Annotated in this window: 21 protein-coding genes and 1 riboswitch; of the genes, 8 read left to right on the plus strand and 13 right to left on the minus strand. The window is 73.4% G+C overall.

All coding sequences use genetic code 11. The features are described 5' to 3' along the window. Positions 1-5: 5 nt before the first annotated feature. On the minus strand, positions 6-3770 hold the full coding sequence (locus ABKA17_RS26410) for a CHAT domain-containing protein (protein WP_353694714.1): 3765 nt from the start codon (positions 3768-3770) through the stop codon (positions 6-8). A gap of 81 nt (positions 3771-3851) precedes the next feature. Here ABKA17_RS26410 and ABKA17_RS26415 point away from each other — a divergent pair, with 81 nt between their 5' ends. Together ABKA17_RS26415 and ABKA17_RS26420 are read left to right on the plus strand one after the other, a co-directional pair. After that, a complete protein-coding gene (locus tag ABKA17_RS26415) occupies positions 3852-4247 on the plus strand; it encodes a hypothetical protein (protein WP_353694715.1) in 396 nt (131 codons plus the stop codon). Positions 4248-4257: 10 nt separating this feature from the next. Next, the gene (locus ABKA17_RS26420; RefSeq protein WP_353694716.1) at positions 4258-5166 is read left to right on the plus strand and encodes a hypothetical protein; all 909 of its coding nucleotides are present in this window, start codon (positions 4258-4260) and stop codon (positions 5164-5166) included. Positions 5167-5339: 173 nt separating this feature from the next. Here ABKA17_RS26420 and ABKA17_RS26425 read toward each other — a convergent pair whose 3' ends face one another. Beyond that, a complete protein-coding gene (locus ABKA17_RS26425) occupies positions 5340-6575 on the minus strand; it encodes a cytochrome P450 (RefSeq protein ID WP_353694717.1) in 1236 nt (411 codons plus the stop codon). A 252-nt stretch (positions 6576-6827) separates the two neighbouring features. Between ABKA17_RS26425 and ABKA17_RS26430 the strand changes: the two genes are divergently transcribed. From ABKA17_RS26430 to ABKA17_RS26445, 4 genes are all read left to right on the plus strand, one after another. Then, positions 6828-7997 (plus strand): steroid 3-ketoacyl-CoA thiolase, encoded by a 1170-nt coding sequence (locus ABKA17_RS26430; RefSeq protein WP_353694718.1) that lies wholly within the window; start codon positions 6828-6830, stop codon positions 7995-7997. Positions 7998-8033: 36 nt separating this feature from the next. Further along, on the plus strand, positions 8034-8276 hold the full coding sequence (locus tag ABKA17_RS26435; RefSeq protein ID WP_353694719.1) for a hypothetical protein: 243 nt from the start codon (positions 8034-8036) through the stop codon (positions 8274-8276). A gap of 81 nt (positions 8277-8357) precedes the next feature. Continuing rightward, complete coding sequence (locus ABKA17_RS26440; RefSeq protein WP_353694720.1) at positions 8358-8813, plus strand: hypothetical protein; 456 nt, start codon at positions 8358-8360, stop codon at positions 8811-8813. Then, positions 8810-9277, plus strand: a complete 468-nt coding sequence (locus ABKA17_RS26445) for a pyridoxamine 5'-phosphate oxidase family protein (RefSeq protein WP_353694721.1) — start codon at positions 8810-8812, stop codon at positions 9275-9277. The genes ABKA17_RS26440 and ABKA17_RS26445 overlap by 4 nt, the downstream gene beginning before the upstream one ends. Here the strand turns inward: ABKA17_RS26445 and ABKA17_RS26450 are convergent. Together ABKA17_RS26450 and ABKA17_RS26455 are read right to left on the minus strand one after the other, a co-directional pair. Beyond that, positions 9183-10061 carry a Fic family protein gene (locus tag ABKA17_RS26450; protein ID WP_353694722.1) on the minus strand — a complete coding sequence of 293 codons (879 nt, stop codon included), beginning with the start codon at positions 10059-10061 and terminating at the stop codon, positions 9183-9185. The two genes, ABKA17_RS26445 and ABKA17_RS26450, sit on opposite strands and share 95 nt — an antisense overlap. Before the next feature lie 134 nt (positions 10062-10195). Next, positions 10196-10990, minus strand: coding sequence for a hypothetical protein (locus tag ABKA17_RS26455; RefSeq protein ID WP_353694723.1), 795 nt, complete (start codon positions 10988-10990; stop codon positions 10196-10198). Positions 10991-11076: 86 nt separating this feature from the next. On the opposite strand from ABKA17_RS26455, the gene ABKA17_RS26460 reads away from it, so the two are divergent. After that, entirely contained in the window at positions 11077-11295 is a 219-nt protein-coding gene (locus ABKA17_RS26460; protein ID WP_353694724.1) for a hypothetical protein, read from the plus strand. A gap of 7 nt (positions 11296-11302) precedes the next feature. Here ABKA17_RS26460 and ABKA17_RS26465 read toward each other — a convergent pair whose 3' ends face one another. From ABKA17_RS26465 to ABKA17_RS26495, 7 genes are all read right to left on the minus strand, one after another. Continuing rightward, positions 11303-11986: a YoaK family protein gene (locus ABKA17_RS26465; RefSeq protein ID WP_353694725.1), complete on the minus strand. Its 684-nt coding sequence runs from the start codon at positions 11984-11986 to the stop codon at positions 11303-11305. Between the two features lie 102 nt (positions 11987-12088). Next, complete coding sequence (locus ABKA17_RS26470) at positions 12089-12508, minus strand: aggregation-promoting factor C-terminal-like domain-containing protein (RefSeq protein ID WP_353694726.1); 420 nt, start codon at positions 12506-12508, stop codon at positions 12089-12091. Between the two features lie 302 nt (positions 12509-12810). After that, positions 12811-13605 (minus strand): ECF transporter S component, encoded by a 795-nt coding sequence (locus ABKA17_RS26475; protein WP_353694727.1) that lies wholly within the window; start codon positions 13603-13605, stop codon positions 12811-12813. Continuing rightward, on the minus strand, positions 13602-15308 hold the full coding sequence (locus tag ABKA17_RS26480) for an ABC transporter ATP-binding protein (protein WP_353694728.1): 1707 nt from the start codon (positions 15306-15308) through the stop codon (positions 13602-13604). Before ABKA17_RS26480 ends, ABKA17_RS26475 begins: the two co-directional genes overlap by 4 nt. Continuing rightward, a complete protein-coding gene (locus ABKA17_RS26485) occupies positions 15305-16444 on the minus strand; it encodes an energy-coupling factor transporter transmembrane component T (RefSeq protein ID WP_353694729.1) in 1140 nt (379 codons plus the stop codon). Before ABKA17_RS26485 ends, ABKA17_RS26480 begins: the two co-directional genes overlap by 4 nt. Further along, positions 16434-17096, minus strand: coding sequence for an SCO2322 family protein (locus ABKA17_RS26490; RefSeq protein WP_353694730.1), 663 nt, complete (start codon positions 17094-17096; stop codon positions 16434-16436). Before ABKA17_RS26490 ends, ABKA17_RS26485 begins: the two co-directional genes overlap by 11 nt. Next, positions 17093-18328, minus strand: a complete 1236-nt coding sequence (locus tag ABKA17_RS26495) for an SCO2321 family membrane protein (RefSeq protein WP_353694731.1) — start codon at positions 18326-18328, stop codon at positions 17093-17095. The genes ABKA17_RS26490 and ABKA17_RS26495 overlap by 4 nt, the downstream gene beginning before the upstream one ends. A 115-nt stretch (positions 18329-18443) precedes the next feature. Continuing rightward, a riboswitch (cobalamin riboswitch) is annotated at positions 18444-18575 on the minus strand. Between the two features lie 55 nt (positions 18576-18630). Here ABKA17_RS26495 and ABKA17_RS26500 point away from each other — a divergent pair. Next, positions 18631-19272, plus strand: a complete 642-nt coding sequence (locus tag ABKA17_RS26500; RefSeq protein ID WP_353694732.1) for a phosphotransferase — start codon at positions 18631-18633, stop codon at positions 19270-19272. A gap of 26 nt (positions 19273-19298) precedes the next feature. Here the strand turns inward: ABKA17_RS26500 and ABKA17_RS26505 are convergent, their stop codons facing one another. Both ABKA17_RS26505 and ABKA17_RS26510 read right to left on the minus strand, forming a co-directional pair. Continuing rightward, positions 19299-19763 (minus strand): nuclear transport factor 2 family protein, encoded by a 465-nt coding sequence (locus ABKA17_RS26505; protein WP_353694733.1) that lies wholly within the window; start codon positions 19761-19763, stop codon positions 19299-19301. Positions 19764-19858: 95 nt separating this feature from the next. After that, positions 19859-20908, minus strand: a complete 1050-nt coding sequence (locus ABKA17_RS26510; protein WP_353694734.1) for a Strvi_7410 family MBL fold metallo-hydrolase — start codon at positions 20906-20908, stop codon at positions 19859-19861. Positions 20909-21020: the final 112 nt, after the last annotated feature.

Below are 21020 nucleotides of genomic sequence, written 5' to 3' on the forward strand. Positions count from 1 at the left end.
GTCCGTCACGGGCCCGCGTGCACCTGGCAGGCCCACAGGCTCGGGGTCCGGGGATAGGTGTCCCGCTGGGCGCGTACGGCGTGGTGCAGGGCCTCGGCCGTGCGGGACACGTCGAGCGTGCCGTCGCCCCGGTCCAGGGCCTCGTACACGCTGAGCGCGACCTCGGTCCCGATCATGTCGTCGACGTGCCACAGGGAGCCGACCACATGCGGGAAGCCCGCCATCTGGAAGGCGCTGACGATGTGGACGGCCTCGTCGGCGAGTTCGGGGCTGGTGCGCAGGGTGTCACAGGCGGACAGGTAGGCGAGCCGCACCGACGGCAGCCGCAGCCGGGCCAACTCACGGACGGTCAGCGGGTGTTCGGTGTGGTCGTGCAGGACGAGCCGGCTGCCCGAAGCGCGCTCCAGGTCACCCAGGGCGTGGCAGGCGAAGTGGGCGTAGGCGTGATGGTGCAGGGCCGACACGACCGCGGAGCGGGTGGCGGCCGCGTCCGCCAGCAGCACCGACCCGGGAAGCCGACGGGCCAGCCGGTCCGCCTCGTCGCGGGCGCCCGGGAGCGGAGCCTGTCCGGCGGCCTCGGCGACGCTGACGACGAGGGCCCCGCCGCCCGCCGGGCGAGCGGCACGCCGACGCGCGTGGTGCAGGGCCCGCAGGGTCGGCGTGTACGAGGAGACCACCCGGTCCAGGGCGCCGGGGGCGGCCTCGGTGCCCGCCGCGTGCAGGGGCAGCGTGCCCATGAGACCGCCCGGCGACCACCACACCCGCCGCACCCCGGGCAGCCGGTCCAGGACCGGGCCGGTGACCGCCCGCCACAGCCAGGCGAGGGTCTCCCGTACGTCCTGCTGCGCGCGCTGCGACTGCCGGCGCGAGGTCCCCGGTGCCTCGATGCGCACCAGCGCGTCCTGGAAGGTCTGCCGACGGGTCGCCGTCGTCCCCGGGTCGAGGTCCGGCAGCGGTACGGCGACGATCGCCTCCCCGGTGACGATCAGAGCGTGGCTGCCGTACGGGGAGACGTTGACCAGGATCACCGGGCCCGCGGCCGCCGTGGCGCGCAGTTCGCCCTCGTCCCAGTCCCGCACCGGCCGCAGCAGGCCCAGTTCGGGATGCTCGGCGCGGATCCGGGCGGTGAGGTCGCGCCACTCGGCGGCCAGCCGCTGGCGCACATCCGCGCGGGCGTCGGCGGCGCCGGACGGCTCCTCCGCCAGGAACCCCTGGCTGTCGGTCGCCGTGTCGAGAGCCTCCCGGAGTTCCTCGAAACGGTCGGCGAGGCCGGGGGCGCTCTCCCGGAGCCGGGTCAGATCGCTGTCGGCGTCGAAGGCGTGGGAGAGGATCACACCCCTCGCCTGTTCCAGCAGCCCCACCGCGAGCCCGGGCCGGCCGCAGCGCACCGCGCAGGCAGCGGCGGCGGCGCCCAGCCCGACCGTACGGCTCAGCAGGAACTCCTGGTCGTCGCGGACGAGATGGCGGGGCGCGACCGAGTGCAGCAGGTCGACCGCCGTGACATAGCCGTCCAGGGCGCCGGCCCAGTCACCCAGCTCCGCCCGGACCTCGCCCCAGGACCGGGCCGCGTCCAGACGCAGGGCGGGCGCGCACTGCTGCTCCAGGGCCGCCTCCCGGAACCGCTCCGCCGCCTCGACCAGGTCGGCCGGGCGCCGATTGCGGCGGAGCCCCACGCCGCGCAGGGCGTTGCCGAGGTTCGCCAGGCGCTGGGTACGCGTGGGATGGCCGGGCGCGGTGGCCTCGACCGCCCGGCGGTACAGCCCGACCACCTCGTCCCGGGCGGCCGACGACAGCAGGGTGCGAGGGCTCAGTATTCGCGCGTTGGCGGCCACCGTGAGGGCACTGGGCAGCTCGGGGGAGTTCGGGGGCAGCGCCGCGATCACCGCGTCGGCCAGCTCGCGCGCCTCGCGGGCCTCGTCGATCCGCAGCGTCTTGGCGATCCGGAGCAGCAGGGCGACGGCGAGGTTGTGGCGGCGCCGGGGCAGCATCGGGTCGCCCGCCGGGGTGAGGGCGAGCGCCTGCCGCAAGAGCCGTACCGCCTCGTCGAGCCGGGCGACGGGGTCGGGGGCACGCTCGAAGCCCGCCATGAGACCGAGCCCGGTCGAACTCGCCAGCGCCGCCCGGTGCGCGGGGCCCATGCCGGGCAGTTCGGCGGCCCGGCGCCGGCAGTCCTCGGACTCCCGCAGGTCGTCGCCGTCCTCGGTCAGCTGGTACCGCTGACTCAACGCGGCGCCGAGGTTGAGCAGCCGTATTCCGAGCGAACCGTGCCCCTGCGGAGTGAGGGCTACCGACTCCCGGTGGGCCAGCACGGCCTCGTTCAACTCCCCTAGCTCTCCTGATCGTTGGAAGCAGGCGAGCAGCACCAGGCCGAGGTCGTCGAGTGCCGCGGGGCGGTCCGGGTGGGCCGGTGCCATGAGCTTCTCGGCGCGCCGCAGCTGGCGCAGCGCCTCGTCGAGGTCCGCCCGGTTCGCCCTCGGGTCGCGCAGGTAGTTGTTGTACAGGGCCATCGCGGGCGCGATGAGCGGCAGTTGAGGGGCGTCCGCCGACTCCGCGGACCCCACGGCGAGGTCCGTGAGGCCGAGCGCGGCGTCCAGATCGGCCTGGGAGCCGGTCGCGACGGAGCGGGCGCGCAGGGCGTTGCCCAGCGCGTTGCGCAGGGCGGCGGTCTCGCCCGGGTTGCCCGCCGCCCGCAGCGCCGCCGTGAACACGGTGATCGCCTCGTCCAGATCCGCCACCCGGCCGGTGTGGTGCGCCCTGAGGACGAGGGCCATCCCCAGGTCGTGGCCCGCCGACGCGGGGCCTCTCGGATGGCCGACGGCGGCCCGCCGGCACACGTCCACCACCTCGTCGCACTCCTCGGGCGTCGCGCCCTCCGCCTGGCGCGAGAGCAGCAGCGCCTGCCCCAACGCCTCGAAGGCGTACGGCAGATGCGGGTCGCCGGGCGGCAGCTGGGCCAGTACGTCCCGTGCGATGCCCACCGCCTCGTGCAGGTCCTCGGCGTCGTGCGACTCCAGGTAGCGGCCCAGGAGCAGACGGCCCAGACCGGCGAGGACCAGGAGCCGTTCGAGGGAGACGGCCGGGACCCGCCGCAGGGCACCGCGGACGAACCGGACCGGATCCCCGTCCGCCAGGTCCCCGTGCGGCCAGGTCGTCCCCGCGAGGGTCACGATGTCGGCCGCGCCCCGGAGCCGGCCGGGGAACCAGGGCTCGTACTCCGGTGTCGCGAGTACGGCGAGACTGGCGAGCCCGATCGCGGTGGCTGCCTGGACGTCGCGTGAGGGCGACACAGAGGCCAGCAGCACCGCCATCTCGTGGAGCCGGAGGTCCGACTCGGAGGCGTCCGGCGGCGGATTGTGCTGCCGCCCCGCCACCACGATCTCGAACGCGGCGACCTGGGCCGCCCACTCATGGGGACCGTCCGCGTTCGCCGGGTCGGGGTGGACGGCGGGATCGTTGCCCGCGTAGCCCGCCCCCAACTCCGGCGGCACCAGCGCCGGATCGGCGACCCACACCGGATAGAGCAGGGTCCCCGCCATGCACCCGTGCACGGGCTCGTCGGGGTCGGCCATCGCCCGGGCGATACAGAGCCAGCCGGCCGCGTGCCGGGCCTCCATGTCGGTCCTCGTGTCGCAGGTCCGCAGCAGCCCCCGCAGCTCGGCATCCGCCGCGGGGCCGAACACCACGTCCGCGTCGACCCGCCCGTCCGGCGTCCGGGCCCGGTCGAGACGCACGCGCACCGCCTGAAGAAACCCGTCCCGGTCGTACCGCACGCCGTAGCTCCCCCCAGCCGTCGCTCCCGACAGCATGTCAACACTCGCTCAACCCCGCTTGATCTACGGCACACTTGAGCCATGACCGCCTCCCCCGACTCTCCCCAGGCTGACCAGCGGGCCGCGGCGGTCCTGTGTGCCCTGCTCGGCTCGGCCGCGGATCTGCGGCAGCCCGGCGTCCGGGAACTGGCCGAACGGGCGCGGGAGATGGTGCGATCGGGCACGGGCGCCGCCGAACTCGCCGCCTGCTACCGCGCCCTGGACACGGCGCTGCGGCAGGCGGGGGACGCGCGAGGCCTGGTCAACGAGTCCCGCGTGGGCCGGGTCCCCGGCATCTCCCCACACATCAAGGTGGCCGTGTGCCCCGGACCGACCCGCTGCACCCGGGTGGAACGGGCCCGCGACCTGCTCCCCGCCCCGCCCTGCGCCGTCAACGGCACGCGGATGCGCAAGGGCCGGCTGGGCCCGGACCGGTGACCCCGCCCGGATGAACCCCCTCCTCGCCACCCTGGGCGGCAAACTCACCGAACGCTGGCTGAACCTGCTGGTCCTGCCCGGTGCCCTCTTCCTGGCAGCCACGGCGGTCGGCACCACCCTGGGCCACCGCCACTGGCACGACATCGACCGGCTGCGCACCACGCTGGACGAGCTCGCGGCCCGCCCCGCCCTGGACCGCACCGGTACCGCCGCGCTCCTGGTCGCCCTCGCCCTGCTCACCGCGACCGCCGCCTCGCTCGCCGCGCAGTTCCTCGGCGGGGTGATCGAGCGGTACTGGCTCCGCTTCGGCCGCGACCGGCTGTCCCGCACCCTGACCGCCCGCCGCGCCCGCAGATGGCAGGACCTGGACACGCGGTACGAGGAGGCCATCACCTCTTCGGGCAGCGGCTCTTCGGGCAACGGCTCTTCGGACATCCTGGCGCGCATCGAGGACCTCGCCGAGGCCCGCGACCGCGTCGCGCTGCGCAGACCGGCCCGCCCCACCTGGTACGGCGACCGCGTCCAGGCGGCGGCGGACCGGGTCCACGCCGCCTACGGAGTGGACCTCGCCGCCCTCTGGCCACGGCTGTGGCTGATCCTCCCCGAGCCCGCCGTACGCCAGATCCAGTCCGCCCACGACTCCTTCGGCGCCGCCGCCCGCCTCGCCGCCTGGGCCGTCGGCTACGCCCTGCTCGCCTGCTGGTGGTGGCCGGCCGCCCTGGTCGCCGTCGGCTGCGCGGCCGTCGCCCGCTCCCGGGCCCGTGACGCATTGGACGCGCTCGCCGGGCTGATCGAGGCCGCCGTCGACGTCCACGGCCGCGAACTGGCCGAGCGGATCGGCCTGATCGGGACGGACTCGGCGGTACTGGGCCGGGAGGCGGGGGACCGGATGTCGGAGCTGTTCAGGAAGGCCGGGTGACGGGGCGGCGGTCGGGCACCGCCGGCGGGTGAGGACGGACCCACGGGCCGTGGGCCACGGGGGAGGCGGGAGCGGGACGTAGGGATGGGGGTGCTCCTGCCTCCCCCGGGGGTCCGGACGGGCCGGCGGCGCCGGGAAGCCACCGGCCCGGGTCGGGGGTCGGGCCACGCGGGTCAGGCCACGCTCACCTGGAGTTCCTTGACGCCGTTGATCCAGGCCGAGCGGAGCCGGCGCGGGTCGCCGGTCAGATGGAGGCCCGGCATGGCGTCGGCGATGGCGTTGAAGATCAGGTTGATCTCCATGACCGCCAGGGACTTGCCGAGGCAGAAGTGCGGGCCGCCGCCGCCGAAGCCGAGGTGCGGGTTGGGGTCACGGGTGATGTCGAAGGTGTCGGGGTTCTCGAAGACCTCCGGGTCGTGGTTGGCCGAGGCGTAGAAGATGCCCACCCGGTCGCCCTGCTTGATCTTCTTGCCGCCCAGTTCGGTGTCCTGGGTCGCGGTGCGCTGGAAGCTGACCACCGGGGTCGCCCAGCGGACGATCTCCTCCGCCGTGGTCGCCGGGCGCTCGCGTTTGAACAGCTCCCACTGGTCGGGGTGGGTCAGGAAGGCGTGCATGCCGTGGCTGATGGCGTTGCGGGTGGTCTCGTTGCCGGCGACCGCCAGGGCGAGCACGAACATGCCGAACTCGTCCGAGGCGAGGTTGCCCTCGTCCTCGGCCGCCACCAGCGTGGTCACGATGTCCTTCGCCGGGCACTTCTTGCGCTCGGCGGCCATGTTCATGGCGTAGGCGATGACCTCCATCGCCGCTTCCTGGCCGACCTCCTCGGTGATCGCGTACTCGGGATCGTCGTAGGAGATCATCCGGTTCGACCACTCGAAGATCTTGAGGCGGTCCTCCTGCGGGATGCCGATCAGCTCGGCGATGGCCTGGAGGGGGAGTTCGCAGGCGACCTGGGTGACGAAGTCGAAGGAGCCCTCGTGGGCGAGGGCCGTCCGGACGATGGAGTGGGCGCGGGCGCGGAGGGTGTCCTCCAGGGCGCGGATCGAGCGGGGCGTGAAGCCGCGCTGCACGATCTGGCGCACCCGGGTGTGCTCCGGCGGGTCCATGTTGAGGATGATCAGCCGCTGGGCGTCGATGGCGTCGCGCTCGATGTGCTCGTTGAAGCGGATGATCGCCGTGTTGAGCATGGAGGAGTAGATCTCGGGGTGCGTGGAGACGTGTTTGACGTCGGCGTGCCGGGTGACGGCCCAGTAGCCCTCGTCCTGGAAGCCGGCGAGGTTGTCCGCCTGGGGGATCCAGTGGACCGGTTCCGCCCGGCGCAGCTCGGCGAACTCCGGCAGCGGGACACGGTGTTGCAGCAGGTCGGGGTCGGTGAAGTCGAACCCGTCGGGCAGCGCTGGACAGGGCATGGGCAACTCACTCCAGCCGTGGCTCTGACAGTCGTTTTCTGACGGTCCATCAGGTCGGGTTGCCGTGAAGGTAGTAACGGGTTCTATAAGAGGCAAGAGGTACGGCGAGCCCAATTGCGTGCACGACCCTTGCGGTTGCGGACGCGTAGTCAGCAGACTGCACATGGAACTAGAACACGTACTAGTTCCGCGTGGCGGGCCGGGCCGGGACGCCCCCGCGCCGCGCGGGTACGCAGGAGAGGAACTCCTTTCATGGCCGCGGAACCCGTGATCGTCGAAGCCGTACGCACCCCCATCGGCAGGCGCGGCGGCGCGCTCGCCAACCTCCACCCCGCCTATCTGCTGGGCGAGACCTACCGTGAACTCCTCGGCCGCACCGGCATCCCCGCCGACTGCGTCGAGCAGATCGTCGGCGGCACCGTGACCCACGCCGGCGAACAGTCCATGAACCCCGCGCGCACGGCCTGGCTGACGATGGGCCTGCCCTACGAGACGGCGGCGACGACGGTCGACTGCCAGTGCGGCTCCTCGCAACAGGCCTCGCACATGACGGCGAACCTGATCGCGGCGGGCGTCATCGACGTCGGCATCTCCTGCGGAGTCGAGGCGATGTCGCGGGTGCCGCTCGGCTCCGGGTCCAAGCACGGGCCGGGCAAGCCGTTCCCCGACGAGTGGAACGTGGACCTGCCCAACCAGTTCGAGGCCGCCGAGCGGATCGCCCGCCATCGGGGGCTGACGAGGGAGAACGTCGACTCGCTGGGCCTCATCTCGCAGGAGCGGGCCGCTGTCGCGTGGAGCGAGGAACGCTTCAAGCGCGAGACGTTCGCCGTGCAGGTGCCGACGACGGAGGACGAGCAGCACGCGGGGCAGGGCATGTGGCGGCTGGTGGACCGGGACGAGGGTCTGCGCGACACCTCCATGGAGGCGCTGGCGGGCCTGAAGTCCGTCATGCCCACCGCCATCCACACGGCGGGCAACTCGTCCCAGATCAGCGACGGCGCGGCGGCGATCATGTGGGCCTCGAAGCGGATGGCGCGAGCGCTGAAACTGCGGCCCAGGGCCCGGATCGTCGCCCAGGCACTGGTCGGCGCCGACCCGCACTTCCACCTCGACGGGCCGATCGACGCGACCAGGGCGGTGCTGGGCAAGGCCGGGATGTCCCTGAAGGACATCGACCTCGTCGAGATCAACGAGGCCTTCGCGTCCGTGGTGCTGAGCTGGGCACAGGTCTTCGAACAGGACCTGGAGAAGGTCAACGTCAACGGCGGCGCGATCGCGCTCGGGCATCCGGTGGGGGCCACCGGGGCCCGGCTCATCGCCACGGCGCTTCATGAACTGGAGCGCGCGGACAAGGAGTTCGCCCTGGTGACGATGTGCGCCGGGGGCGGGCTGGCCACCGGCACGATCATCCAGCGAATTTAGCTCGACAGAGTTGACGCGTTCTGTTCAACTTGGCCGGTGTTTCTCAACCTCATCCTCCGTGTCCTGCCCTTCTATCTGCGCGAGCCCCTGGTCATCGGCATCTGCCTCACCATGGCCGGCGCGTGCTTCTACTGGTTCGTGCAGGTAGGAGGCCTGGGCCGGGGCGGCTTCGGCCTGCTGTTCCTGGCGATCGCGGCCCTGCGGGGCTTCCTGTTCCGCAAGGAGTGGATCGCCCACCAGGCGGCGAAGGCCTCCAAGGCGGCGAACGCGGCCGTATAGGGGTCGTCGCGGACCGACCGATGAGTTTCCTCCGCCGACGCGGTCATCACCGGCGTCAGACGCGAGAGGGAGGTGTCCGCGATGGGCGGATCGGCGGAGCGGGAAGCCTTGGACAGGCTCGGGGTGCTGGTCGGGGAGTGGTCCGTCGAGGCCGACCTGCCCGGGGCCGACGGGCCTCCCGCGCGGTGCGTGTTCGCGTGGGACCTGGACGGGCGGTTCCTGGTGCAGCGCACCGAGATCCCCGTCCCCGGGGCGCCGGACAGCATGGCGGTCATCGCCGTCGACCCCGAGTCGGGGGCGTACACGTACCACTACTTCGACACGCGCGGGGTCGTACGGACGTACGCCATGACCTTCGACGGCGAGGAGTGGCGGCTGTCGCGCGAGCGGGCGGACTTCTCGCCGCTGGCCTTCCGGCAGCGGTTCACCGGGCGGGTCGAGGGCGATGTCATCCGGGGCGCCTGGGAGCTGGCGAAGGACGAATCGGTGCCATGGGAGCGGGACTTCGGGCTGCTCTTCCGGCGGAGCCGCTCATGAGCCGCGCCGAGGTCGCGCGGGGGATCGTCGACGGGAACCGGTACCTGGTGCTGGCCACGGCCGACGCGGACGGGCGGCCGTGGAGTTCGCCCGTCTACTTCGCCCACGAGGGGTATCGGGAGTTCTTCTGGGTGTCCTCGCCGGAGGTCACCCATTCCCGGAACATCGCGGTACGGCGTGCGGTGGGCATCTCGGTCTTCGACTCGTCGGTGGAGATCGGCACCGGTCAGGGTGTGTACATGGCCGGCGTGGCCGAGGAGGTCGTGGACGACATAGCCGCCGAGCGCGCGCTGGAGGTCTTCTCCCGGCGTTCGGTGGCGCACGGCGGACGGGTCTGGACCCTCGACGACGTGCGCGGCGACTCCGGCATCAGGCTCTACCGCGCGGTGGCCGAGGACCACTCCATGCTGGCGAAGGACGGCAGCCCGGACCACCGGGTGCCGGTCGACCCGCTGCGGCCGTGATCAGCACGGCCAGCAGGTCCGCGAGCGCGAGCGCGCCCTCGGGGTCGTCGGCGCGGCGCCGGATCCGGCGCACGGGGCCGACCTGGTCGAGACCGACGCCCTCCCGGGCCAGCACGAAGGTCAGAGTGAGGAACGCGGAGCGCGCGTTGCCGTCGTCGAAGGGGTGGAAGAAGCACACGTCGAGGTAGGCGCGGGCGGCCCGGGCGGTCAGGGGCAGCGCGGGGTCGCAGGCCTCGGCCAGACAGGCGTCCAGGCGGGCGGGCAGGTCCGGCCCGGTGCCGTAGCGCTCGCGGCCGGACTTGGCGTACGCGGGGTCGCCACGGAACGGCGGAGCCTCGGCGCCGCCCAGGACATGCCGCTGCCAGGTGCCGAGCAGCCCGAAGGTCAGGGGCACGGCGGAGACCGCGTCGGCACGGGCCAGCGCGAGCGCGTCGAGCAGACGTGCCGCGCGTTGCGGGGACCGGGCGTGGTCGTGGGCGCGGATGTCGTGTGCGGCGCCGTCACGGGTGGGGGTGACGGGGGCGGGGGCGGTTCGCGCCCGGTGCCACCGGATGCGGGCGCGGAGGTCCAGCCAGCCGCGGAGGTGGTCGGGGGCGGGCTGACCGGTTGGGGTGCCGGCTGTGGGCCGGGCCGGCGGGGCCTCGGCCGGGCGCTGGGCTGTGGGGGTGTCGGTCGGGCGTGGGGCTGTCAACGCCCCGGCCGTGGGCTGGGCTGTCAGGGTTTCGGTCGGGTGCTGGGGTGCCGGGGTGTCGGCCGTGGGCTGGGCTGCCCGAGCCCTTGTCATGGGCGGGAGGGTCGGGGCTTCGGCCTGGTGCCGGACTGGCGGGGTCTTGGCCGGCTGCCGGGCTGTTCCGGCGTCGGTCGTGGGCCGGGCCGGCGGGGGCTCGGTCGGGTGTCGGCTGTTTGTCGGCTCGGTGGTCATTCGTCGAGGTACGACTGGAGGTGTGCGGAGGTGTAGCGGTAGTCGCCGGCGTCGGGCGGGGGCTCGGTGCCGGGTTCCAGGAACGCGGCCAGTTGTTCCGCCACGTCGTCCACCAGCTTCCCCTCCGGCATGGTCCAGCTCTCGAAGCGGCCGCCGATCGCCTCCTCGACCAGCGTCCCGGCGGTCTGCGGGGGCACCTCCCAGCGGGTGAGGAACCAGCTCAGGACCTGCCGGCAGTGGCTGTACCAGGCGTCTCCGGAGCCGGTGCGGTCCAGGACCTGGAGGATCAGGTGCTGCGTGGCGCGCTCCCAGGCGTCCCGGCGGTCCTCGGGGTCCGAGGTGGACAGGGGATAGGCGTCGAACCGACGGCTCAGGTACTCCAGCCAGTCCCGCCACTCGCACAGCGAGGCGGCGACCCGCGCGAGCGTCTCCTCGGGCGTGCCGATCGAGTGCAGGGTGCAGCACCAGCCGCCCACCGGCCCGCCGCCGAGGTCGCCCTCGTCGTGCGCCCAGCGCCAGCCGGTGCTCCAGCGGCCGTAGCGCGCGGCGAGGTCCTCGGTCATGGCGTGGGCCCAGTGCCAGCCTTCGTCGTGGGACCACTGGCAGAGCACGCCGTACTCCGCGGACCGCTCGGCGGGATCGGACGAGCGCTGGGTGACCGGCCGCACCGGGACCCGGCTCGCCGCTTCCAGACCCCGGACGACATCGAGCGCGGCGGCGCTGTCGAAGGGGTGGCGCCGGGGGTCGACCTCGGGCCAGGTGAGGTCGAAGGGGAGGAGTTCGCGGGGCATCGTAGGAATGCTCTGTCACCTACAGTCCCCACATCAAGCGAATTGATCGAACCTGCGTTCGGTGAAGTCGTCAGGCTGCGGTCGAGGTGTTCTGGGAGGGCGGCCGGCCCACGGCGGAGATCTGCTCGTGCTGCGGCAACGAGTCCGATGTCGGGGACGACAGCGTCCTGGGGCTGCGCGGCTACCGCGGCTACTGGGTGGGACAGGGCGCCCCGTGGAGCAGCCCGCGGGAGGAACGCAAGCGGAAGAGCGAGGGCTGGGACCTGCTGGAGCAACTGGCCAACATCCCGCCGCGGTGGCGCTGATCCGCCGTTACTCCCGCCCCGCCGCCACCGCCGCCAGCCCTGCCACCAGCACGGCCGAGACCAGCAGCGGGACGCCCAGGCCGTGGTCGCGCATCAGCCACGCCCCGAGCGCGGCGCCCGCGACCATCGCGAGGACCGCGGCCGAGCGGCGGAAGGAGCGGGTGCCCGGTCCGCCGCCCGCGGGCGAGTCCGCGGCGAGGCCCGTCAGGGTCATGGTCAGGACCGTGGTGGTGAGGTCGCGGACGCCGAGCCGCCGGACCGTGGCGTTGCGCAGGCCCATCGCGAAGGCCGTGACCGCGATGAGGGCGTAGACGGTGGCCGTGGCGTCCGGCGCGGCGAAGGCGATCACCGCGGACGCGCCGAGCAGGACCGCCTCCACGGCGAGGGCGAGGCGGGCCCAGGTACGACGCGAGCCGCCGCCGAGGCGTACGGCGACCCGACCGCCCGCGGTGGCGCCCACGACGAACGCGCCCAGCGACGTCAGCGTGTGCGGGACCGAGAAGCCGGGCGCCCCGGCCGCCGCGAAGCCCAGCACCACCACGTTGCCGGTCATGTTCGCGGTGAAGACATGGCCGAGGCCGAGATAGCTGACGGCGTCGATCAGACCGCTGACCAGCGTCAGTGCGAGCAGCACCGGCACCAGGCGCAGTCCGCGGTCCTCGGGGGTGGGCGTCGGGGTCTCAGTGCTCACCGGCCCAGTGGACCATGAACGACGAAGGCGGCGGCCCCCTGTGGAGGGGGCCGCCGCCTTCGGATGTTCCGGGCGCCGCGCGGGTCGGCTGCGCGGGTCGGCTCAGTACCAGCCGTTGGCCTGCCAGAACGCCCAGGCGCCGGTCGGGCTGCCGTAGCGCTCGTTCATGTACTTCAGGCCCCACTCGATCTGGGTCTCGGCGCTGGTCTGCCAGTCCGAGCCGGCGGTGGCCATCTTGGAGCCGGGCAGGGCCTGGACCAGGCCGTAGGCGCCGGAGGAGGCGTTGGTGGCGTCGACGTCCCAGCCGCTCTCGTGCTCGACGATCTTGGCGAACGCGTTGTACTGGGCGGTGTTCGGGATCATCTGGCGCGCGATGGACTTGGCCTCGGCGGTGGAGTCGGTGGTGGCCGCCTGAGCGGGCGCCGCGGTCATCACCAGACCGGCGGTGGCGGCGGCCATCGCGACGGTGGTGATGGCCTTCTTCGGAGAAGCGATGCGGCGAACGATGCGGGAGACGGACACGGAGAACCTTTTCTTCGGGGACAGGGTCGTCGCCTGCATGTGTCCGGAGGGCCGGGTTCATGCGTCGGCGCCGAGGCCCGTGGGGCGGGTCGGCGCCGTGCGACGTTGTCCAGAGAAACAGGCTCGGAGGGCGTCCGCAATGCCCCCTTTTACTAGTTGTGGTCGCATCTGGGGTGAAGGTGATTCGTGTGACGTGGCTCTCAATGTGCAGGTCAGAGGCTGTTATGGCATGAGCATGGCGTCCGAAATGCACTACTAGGTCGGATAGTGAGTGATGTGGGTCATGTGGGACGGTTCACCGGTCAACGAGGCTCGAATGTGACCGCGGTCTCGAACCTCGCTCGCCGGGTGGCTCTGCGTAGCGCCCTGAGCACGGCCGGGCCGAGCAGGAAGGTCAGCACCACCGTGCACACCGCCCGGCCCAGGTCCCAGCCGAGGGACGTGGCCAGACAGTAGGCGACGAAGCGGGCCAGGTTCTCGGGCACCGGGTCCCCGGGGACGAAGGCGATGTTCGAGGCCAGCGCGCCCATGAAGGGCCAGCCCGCGAGGTTCATCGCCGTGCCGTACGCGAAGGCCGCCAGGAACCCGTACAGGGCGAGCATCCGCGGCTCCGCCCGCCCCCGGACCCGGCCCGGCAGCAGGCCCGCGCCCATCGTGAACCAGCCCATCGCCATCATCTGGAACGGCATCCACGGCCCCACCCCGCCCGTCAGCAGCGCCGACGCGAACATCGTCGTGGACCCGAGCGCGAACCCGAAGCCCGGACCGAGGACCCGGCCGCTCAGCACCATCAGGAAGAACATCGGCTCGATACCGGCGGTCCCGGCACCGATGGGCCGCAGCGCCGCCCCGGTGGCGGCCAGCACGCCCAGCATCGCCACCGCCTTCGGCCCCAGCCCCGCCTCCGAGATCGCCGCGGCCACCACGGCGACCAGCAGGAGCAGCAGACCCGCGAAGAGCCACGGCGCGTCCTGGCTGTGGGTGCCGACCGCGGAGGTGGGCGAGGCGAGGAAGGGCCAGCCGAACGCCACGGCACCGACCACACCGGTGATCACGAGAGCGGCGACGGAACGGGGTCCCAGCCGGACGGCCGTCATCCCAGCGCCTCCCTCACCTGCGCGACCGTGAGCCACTTCTGCGGCGCCAGGACCTTGCTGACCTGCGGCGCGAAGGAGGGGGAGGCGACGACCACGTCCGCTGCCGGGCCGTCCGCGATCACCTCACCGTCGGCGAGGAGCACCACCCGGTGGGCCAGCTCGGCGGCCAGCTCCACGTCGTGCGTGGCCAGCACGATCGAGTGCCCCTCGGCGGCCAGCCCCCGCAGGACCGCGACCAGCCTGGCCTTCGCCGCGTAGTCCAGACCGCGGGTCGGTTCGTCGAGGAGGAGGAGCGGCGGCCTGGCGGTGAGGACGACGGCCAGGGCGAGCGCGAGTCGCTGGCCCTCGGAGAGGTCGCGGGGGTGGATGTCGTCGCTCACGCCGGGGAGCAGCTCGGAGACGAGGGCACGGCAGGTGCCGGGCGCCGTGCTCGCGTCGCGGTCGGCGGCCTCGCACTCGGCGGCGACCGTCTCGGCGTACAGGAGGTCGCGGGGCTCCTGGGGGACCAGGCCCACCCGGCGGACCAGGTCCCTGGGGGCGGTGAGATGGGGGGTGGCGCCGCCGGTGCGGACCGTGCCGGAGGTGGGCTGGACCAGGCCTACGAGAGTGTTGAGGAGGGTGGACTTCCCGGCGCCGTTGCGGCCCATGAGGGCGATGGTCTCGCCTGGGGCGATGGCGAGGTCCACGTGGCGCAGGGCCTGGACGCGGGACCGGGTGACGGTGAGGGCGCGGACCTCCGCGGTGTGGGGGGAGGGGGCGGGGGCCTGTGCGCGCCGCCGGAACCAGCGGGTCCCCGCGGCGGAGCCGCCGACCGACACAGCCCCGCGCACCTTCGGGGCGCTCACGGCCGCGCTGCCGTCCGAGCTCCCATCCGCGCTCACCCCCCGCTTCTCGAGCCGTTCCCGCAGGCCCACCGCCCTGCGCCGCGCGTCCCGCACCGTGAGGGGCAGCGGCGACCAGCCCGCGAGCCGGCCCAGGTCCACCACCGGCGGATACACCGGCGACACGGCCATGATCTCGGCCGGCGTGCCGAGCACGGGCGCCGCTCCCGGGCCGGGCAGGAGGGCGATCCGGTCGGCGTACTGGATGACGCGTTCCAGGCGGTGCTCGGCCATGAGGACCGTGGTGCCGAGGTCGTGGACGAGGCGCTGGAGGACGGCCAGGACCTCTTCCGCCGCGGCCGGGTCGAGGGCCGAGGTCGGTTCGTCGAGGACCAGGACCTTCGGGTGCGGGGTGAGGACCGAGCCGATCGCGACGCGCTGGCGCTGGCCGCCGGAGAGGGTGGCGATGGGGCGGGCGCGCAGGTCGGTGAGGCCGAGCAGGTCGAGGGTCTCCTCGACGCGGCGGCGCATCACCTCGGGCGCCAGGCCCAACGACTCCATGCCGTACGCGAGTTCGTCCTCGACGGTGTCCGTCACGAAGTGGGCGAGCGGGTCCTGGCCCACCGTGCCCACGACGTCCGCCAGTTCGCGCGGCTTGTGGGTGCGGGTGTCGCGGCCGGCGACCGTGACGCGGCCGCGCAGGGTGCCGCCGGTGAAGTGCGGGACGAGACCGCTCACGGTGCCGAGAATCGTGGACTTGCCGGTGCCGGACGGGCCCACGAGCAGCACGAGTTCACCCTCCGGCACTTCGAAGTCCACGCCCTGGACGGCGGGTTCGGGCGCGTCCTCGTAGCTGACGGAGACGTCCTCGAAGCGGATCACGACGGCTCCTTGTCGGGGGCGAGGAAGGCGGGCAGCAGCCCAGGCAGGACCGCGGCGGCGGGCCAGAGCGGCAGGGTGGGCGCGACCAACGGGATCACACCGGGGTGCAGGGCGACCGGGTCACGGGCGGCCGCGACGAACATCCCCACGGCCACCGCCACGCCGGAACCCGCCACCAGCCACGCGCGCGTGCCCCAACGGTCCGGACGGTACCGGGTGCGCGGCGTACGACGGCCGCCCAGCCGCAGGCCGACGAGGGCGGCCGCGACCCCGGCGAGCAGGACGGGCATCCCGTACGTGCCGCCTTCGGCGGTGAGCAGACCGTACGTTCCGGCGCAGATGCCGAGCAGCCCGCCGAGGGTGAGGGCGGCGGTCGTACGGCGGACGGGGGCGGGGACGTCGGCGGTGCGGCCGTAGCCGCGCGCGTCCATCGCGGCGGCGAGGGAGACGGAGCGTTCGAGGGCGCCCTCCAGCACCGGGAGGGCCACTTGCAGCAGACCTCGGACGCCACGGTCCGGACGGCCACGCAACCGGCGGGCGGCGCGCAGCCGCTGGACGTCGAGGATGAGGTTCGAGGCGAAGGTCATCGCCACGACCACGGCCACGCCCATCTCGTAGAGCGCGCCGGGCAGGGACTTCAGAAGCCGGCCGGGGTGGGCGAGGGAGTTCGCGGCGCCGACACAGATGAGGAGCGTGGCGATCTTCAGGCCGTCGTAGAGCGCGAAGACCAGTGTCTCGACGGTGACCCTGCCGCCCAGGCGGATGCCCTGCGCCCAGTCGGGGAGCGGGAGTTCGGGGAGGGTGACGATCACATGCGTGCCGGGGAGCGGGGAGCCGAGGGTGACGGCGAAGGCCAGGCGGATGAGGAGCACGGCGAGGCCGAGCTTGACGAAGGCGGAGTAGGCCCGGGCCCAGGGCGCGTCGGGACGGCAGGCCGCCACCACATAGGCGGAGGTGGCGATGAGGAGGGCGAGGAGGAGGGGGTTGGTGGTGCGGGTGGCCGCGACACCGAGGGAGAGGGCCCAGACCCACCAGGCGCCGGGGTGGAGCTGCGTGGCGCGACCGCCGACCGGGTGCGGCGCGGGGCGGGGCCGAGAGGCGCGACGGCCGGCCGGGTGCGCGGGGTCAGCGCGCATTCCCGCGCCGCCTGGCCTGCCACACCGCCGCCGCGCCCAGCGCGGCCACCGCCGCGGCGCCGACGAACAGGCCCACCGACGGACCCCCGTCGTCGCCCTTCTTCTCGGCGGAGGCCGTCTTCTCGGGCGAGGCCGTTTCCGGCTTCTTTCCCGAGGCCACCGGCTCCCCGCACCCCGTCTGCGGATACCCGTCGATGGCGCACAGCAGCGCGTTGGTGCCGTACCGAAGAGGCTTGGCGACCGACGCCAGCGCCTCCGCGCTCGTGGCGTCCCGGGCGACCACCGCGCACGCCGTACGCGCCGCGGGCGGACTCTCCCCGGAGGGCGCGTCCGTCGCCGTACCGAAGTCGATGACCAGCGCCACCCGCTTGCGGCCCTCCTCGGCCGGGGTCTTCGCGCAGATCGCCGTGAAGGACGCCGTACCGCGGGGCTTCGTCGCGTCCGAGGAGTCCTCGCTGACGGCGAACCGGAAGCCTTGGACGTCGCCGTCGGAGGGGACGACGGTGGCGGGGCCCTGGGTGGCGTACGTCCAGGTGTCGCCGGTGCGGTCCCAGAAGGACCAGTAGCGGTAGCCGGCGGCCTGGGCGCCCTGGGCGGCGCCGGTCAGGAGGACCAGCGCGGCCAGGAGCGGTGCGAGGACTCGGCGGATCACGGCTGCCGCTTCTTGTTGCGGCCGCTGATCAGGAAGCCGACGCCGATGCCGGCCACGAGTCCGACGCCGACGATCCACCAGACGCTGACGCCCTCGTCGTCCTTCTCCGCCGCCGCCTCGTCGTCCGCCTCCGGGGCCCGGCTCTCGTTCGCGGTTGGCACCTGCTCCGGCTTCGGGCCGGTGGCGTTCAGGAGGGCCACGAGGTCCTGGCCGCCGAAGTCGCGCGGGTTCAGACCGGCGGCCTGGGCGGCGAGGACGAGCTGCGCGTAGGCGGCCGGACCGCTCTGCTCGGCCCACTTCAGGGCGTTGGCCGCCAGCCAGCGGCCGGACGCGGTGGCCTCGGTGTGGAAGTCGGTGGCCGCGAGGGCGACGACCGCGTCCGCGGTGTTGCCGTAGTCGGGCTGGTCCTCGGATCCGGGCATGGCCGACGTGAGGTGCTTGTCCTTCGCCATGGTCCTGGCGAGGTAGGAGGCGCCGTTGTGCGCGGCCTGCTCGGCGTCGCCGGGCTTCTCGCAGGAGGCCGCGGCCTTGTCGTCGTCGGCGTGGACGTTCGTCTGCTGCTCGCCGAGCGCGCCGAGCACCGCGGCCGCCGTCGCGTCGGCGTTGGCGGCGAGCCCGCCCTTCTTGTCGGGCTGGAAGGCGAAGGCGCCCGCGCCGTCCCCGGTACAGGGGAGCGCGAGCTTCAGCAGGGCGTCGTACGGCGTCCGGCCGTTCTTCTCGACCGCCGTGACCTTCTGACCGGCGGCCGTCAGCGCGCCGATCACCACGGACGTGGAGTTCGCGTCGCTCGGCCCGCCCGGCGTGTAGCCCCAGCCGCCGTCCTTGTTCTGCACGGACTTCAGCCAGGCGATCGCCTTGCCGGACGCGTCCTCGTGGCCGCCGGTCGCCTCGAGGGCCTGGACGGCGGCGGCCGTGTTGTTGGTGTCGACGACGACCTTGGCGTCACAGGGCTTGGTGGTGTCCGCGCGGAAGGCGGGGAAGGCCCCGTTCGCGCACTGCTGGCCGGCCAGCCAGTCCACGGCCTCGTCGGCGGGGACCACGTCCTGCTCCAGCTGCGCGAGCAGCGTCTGCGACTGCCGCCACACCCCGTCGTACGTGGGGTCCCCGCTCCCGTACAACCCCTCCGGGATCACCACCGAAGGCGACGGTGAGGGACTCGCGGCCACGGCCGGCGCGGCCGTGCCGATCACTACGCTGGCGGCCAGGACCGCGGCACTGCGGCGGACGTTCATGATCGGCGGATGCCTCTCCCTGCGGGGGGAGCCGGGCAGCACGGGACGACCCCGGGCGGCTCGGCTCCGTAGACCTCGACGGTGCCGCGCACCGGCCGGTTGCCGATGCGCGTGAGCCGGTCAACGAGTCCGCACGGGGCGATCCGGCTCGCCGGCTCCCGGAGGAGACGGCTCACGGTTGCGGGTCAGCGCCGGAATTGCACCGGCTTCCCCCCGTACGGGTGTGATGACGACCCGGCCACTGTACCGGGCCGTAGCGGAGCGGCTGAGGGCCGCCTGTGAGCGGCGGTAGTTTCGGGCACATGGAGATCACGGGGAGACTCATCGGCTCGGGGCGGGCGTCCGACGTGTACGAGATCGACGAGGCGTGGGTGCTGCGGCGGGCCCGGGACGGGTACGGGGACGCGCTCGCCGAGGCGGCCGTCATGGAGCGGGTGCGCGGGCACGGGTATCCGGTGCCGCGGGTGCGGATCGCGGACTCCACGCGGACCGAGCTGGTGATGGAACGGCTGCACGGGCCGACGATGCTGGCGGCGTTCGGTGCCGGACGGATCGGCGCGCGGGAGGCGGGTGAGGTGGTCGCCGGGCTGCTGCGGCGGCTGCACGCGGTGCCGGGCCGAGTGGTGCACCTGGACCTGCATCCGGACAACGTGATGCTGACCCCCGACGGCCCCTACGTCATCGACTGGGCCAACGCCGAGGAGGGCGACCCGGGTCTCGACTGGGGCATGTCGGCCGTGATCCTCGCCCAGGTCGCCGTCGGCGACGAACCGATCGCCGAACCGGCCAGGGCGATGCTGACCGGGCTGCTCGCGGACGCCTCCCCCATGACGGAGGAGGGCCTGTCGGAGGCACGGCGACGACGGGCGGCGAACCCGACGATGAGCCGGCGCGAGACCGAACTCCTGGGACAGGCCGAGGAGTTGATCCGCTCCCTGCTGTGACCCGAGCGGGCCGTGTGGTGCCTTGACTACGCGCTCGCCCCGGACGCCTGCGGTGTGGGCCCACCGAACGGCAGATGCAGGACCCGCGACGCCAGCAGCCAGGTCCCGTCGGCCGATCTGCGGAAGGCGTCCTCGTAGTGCCCGACCTGGACGGGCGGGCCCGAGGGGATCGGGGTCGGGCCGCCGTCGTGGCCGTCGACGCGGTACGTCGTGAAGTACGAGGTCGCGGTCGCCGTGTCCGAAGTCGCCACGGTGACCAGGATGTTCGTCATCACCCGCCGCGAGAGCCGGTCCTCGGGACGCGAGCCGAAGTACTCCCGCAGCGCCGCCCGCCCCGCGAACCGCCGCCCGTCCACCGGCCACTCCCAGCTGCCGTCCGCGGTGAACAGCTCGGCGACGGAGCCGGGTTCGCCGAGGTCGAGCCGGCGGACGAAGTCGACGATGAGACGCTCGCAGGCGCGCTCGGCGAGGAGTCGCTCGATGGGGTCCATGATCCTGTGTAGCAGCCATGGGACGGCCGGGGCGACCGATTACACGGCTGGACCGCCACACGGCTGGACATCTACACCGCTGGACCGCCGGACCGCTACACCGCCACGTACGTCACCGGCTCGCTCCCCGCCACCGCCTCCGCCCGCCCCAGCTTGACCAGCCGCCGCAGATGGGCCTCGGCCTCCGAGACGGCGATGTTCCTTGACCCGTAAGGGATTTGGTCCCAGGGCCGGTTCCACTCCATGCGCTCGGCGAGCTGCCACGGGGTCAGCGGCGACGCGAGCAGGCCCAGCAGGTCCGTCAGCCGCTCCTCGTGATGTGCGAGCAACTCCCTCACCCGGGCGGCCGCGTCGGTGAAGGTGTGCTGATGGGCCGGGAGGATCTCCGCGGGGGCGAGACGGCCGACGCGTTCGAGGGAGTCGAGGTAGTCGCCGAGCGGGTCGGTGACGGTGGCGTCGTCGGGGTCCTCGTAGAGGCCGATGTGCGGGGTGATCTCGGGGAGCACGTGGTCCCCGGAGAACAGGCGCCCGTGGCCCGGGAGTCGGGCCGGGTGTTCCTCCTCCAGGTGCAGGCAGACATGGCCCGGGGTGTGGCCCGGCGTCCAGATCGCGCGCAGGCGGCGGCCGGGGAGGTCGAGGAGTTCGCCGGGGACGATCTCGCGGTCGGGGAGTGCGGGGGAGAAGCCGGGGAGCCGGCGGGGGCGGGCGCCGCGCAGAGGCGCCACATGTTCCTCGGGGGCGCCGGCCGCCGTGAGCTTGGCCGACATGTACGCCAGCCAGCGGGAGGAGTCGGTGTCGCGGGTCCGGGCGACGATCGCCGAGTCCGCCGCGTGCATCGCGATCCAGGCGCCGGAGGCCTCACGTACCTTGCCCGACAGGCCGTGGTGGTCCGGGTGGTGATGGGTGATCACCACCCCGTGGATCTCACCGACCGCCGTCCCGAGCGCGGCCAGCCCCGCGGTGAGGGTGTCCCAGGACTCGGGGTCGTCCCAGCCCGTGTCGATCAGCACCGGACCGCGGTCGGTGTCGACGACGTACACGAGGGTGAAGCCGAGGGGGTTGTCGGGGATGGGGACCCGGAGGGAGCGGACGCCGCCTCCGTGGTCGCCGACCGCCGGTTCGGGCTGTGGCACGGACTGCGTCATGGGCTCCCCCGTCTCCGCGTTCCGGCCACTATAACTAGAACGGGTTTCGATGGGAGCCCAAGTCACCCTTCCGGTCCGTTCCCCGCTGTGGACTCCTCCGAAAGGAGCTGGT

The sequence above is a fragment of the Streptomyces sp. RG80 genome, assembly GCF_040446465.1.
Taxonomy (GTDB): Bacteria; Actinomycetota; Actinomycetes; order Streptomycetales; family Streptomycetaceae; genus Streptomyces.

Excerpts from the sequence above, each read along its gene's own strand:
- ABKA17_RS26425 (WP_353694717.1), bottom strand. The coding sequence starts at position 6,575 with ATGCCCTGTCCAGCGCTGCCCGACGGGTTCGACTTCACCGACCCCGAC.
- ABKA17_RS26500 (WP_353694732.1), top strand. The coding sequence starts at position 18,631 with ATGGAGATCACGGGGAGACTCATCGGCTCGGGGCGGGCGTCCGACGTG.
- ABKA17_RS26420 (WP_353694716.1), top strand. The coding sequence starts at position 4,258 with ATGAACCCCCTCCTCGCCACCCTGGGCGGCAAACTCACCGAACGCTGG.
- ABKA17_RS26455 (WP_353694723.1), bottom strand. The coding sequence starts at position 10,990 with ATGCCCCGCGAACTCCTCCCCTTCGACCTCACCTGGCCCGAGGTCGAC.
- ABKA17_RS26495 (WP_353694731.1), bottom strand. The coding sequence starts at position 18,328 with ATGAACGTCCGCCGCAGTGCCGCGGTCCTGGCCGCCAGCGTAGTGATC.
- ABKA17_RS26415 (WP_353694715.1), top strand. The coding sequence starts at position 3,852 with ATGACCGCCTCCCCCGACTCTCCCCAGGCTGACCAGCGGGCCGCGGCG.
- ABKA17_RS26485 (WP_353694729.1), bottom strand. The coding sequence starts at position 16,444 with ATGCGCGCTGACCCCGCGCACCCGGCCGGCCGTCGCGCCTCTCGGCCC.
- ABKA17_RS26450 (WP_353694722.1), bottom strand. The coding sequence starts at position 10,061 with ATGACAAGGGCTCGGGCAGCCCAGCCCACGGCCGACACCCCGGCACCC.
- ABKA17_RS26445 (WP_353694721.1), top strand. The coding sequence starts at position 8,810 with ATGAGCCGCGCCGAGGTCGCGCGGGGGATCGTCGACGGGAACCGGTAC.
- ABKA17_RS26440 (WP_353694720.1), top strand. The coding sequence starts at position 8,358 with ATGGGCGGATCGGCGGAGCGGGAAGCCTTGGACAGGCTCGGGGTGCTG.
- ABKA17_RS26505 (WP_353694733.1), bottom strand. The coding sequence starts at position 19,763 with ATGGACCCCATCGAGCGACTCCTCGCCGAGCGCGCCTGCGAGCGTCTC.
- ABKA17_RS26475 (WP_353694727.1), bottom strand. The coding sequence starts at position 13,605 with ATGACGGCCGTCCGGCTGGGACCCCGTTCCGTCGCCGCTCTCGTGATC.
- ABKA17_RS26510 (WP_353694734.1), bottom strand. The coding sequence starts at position 20,908 with ATGACGCAGTCCGTGCCACAGCCCGAACCGGCGGTCGGCGACCACGGA.
- ABKA17_RS26430 (WP_353694718.1), top strand. The coding sequence starts at position 6,828 with ATGGCCGCGGAACCCGTGATCGTCGAAGCCGTACGCACCCCCATCGGC.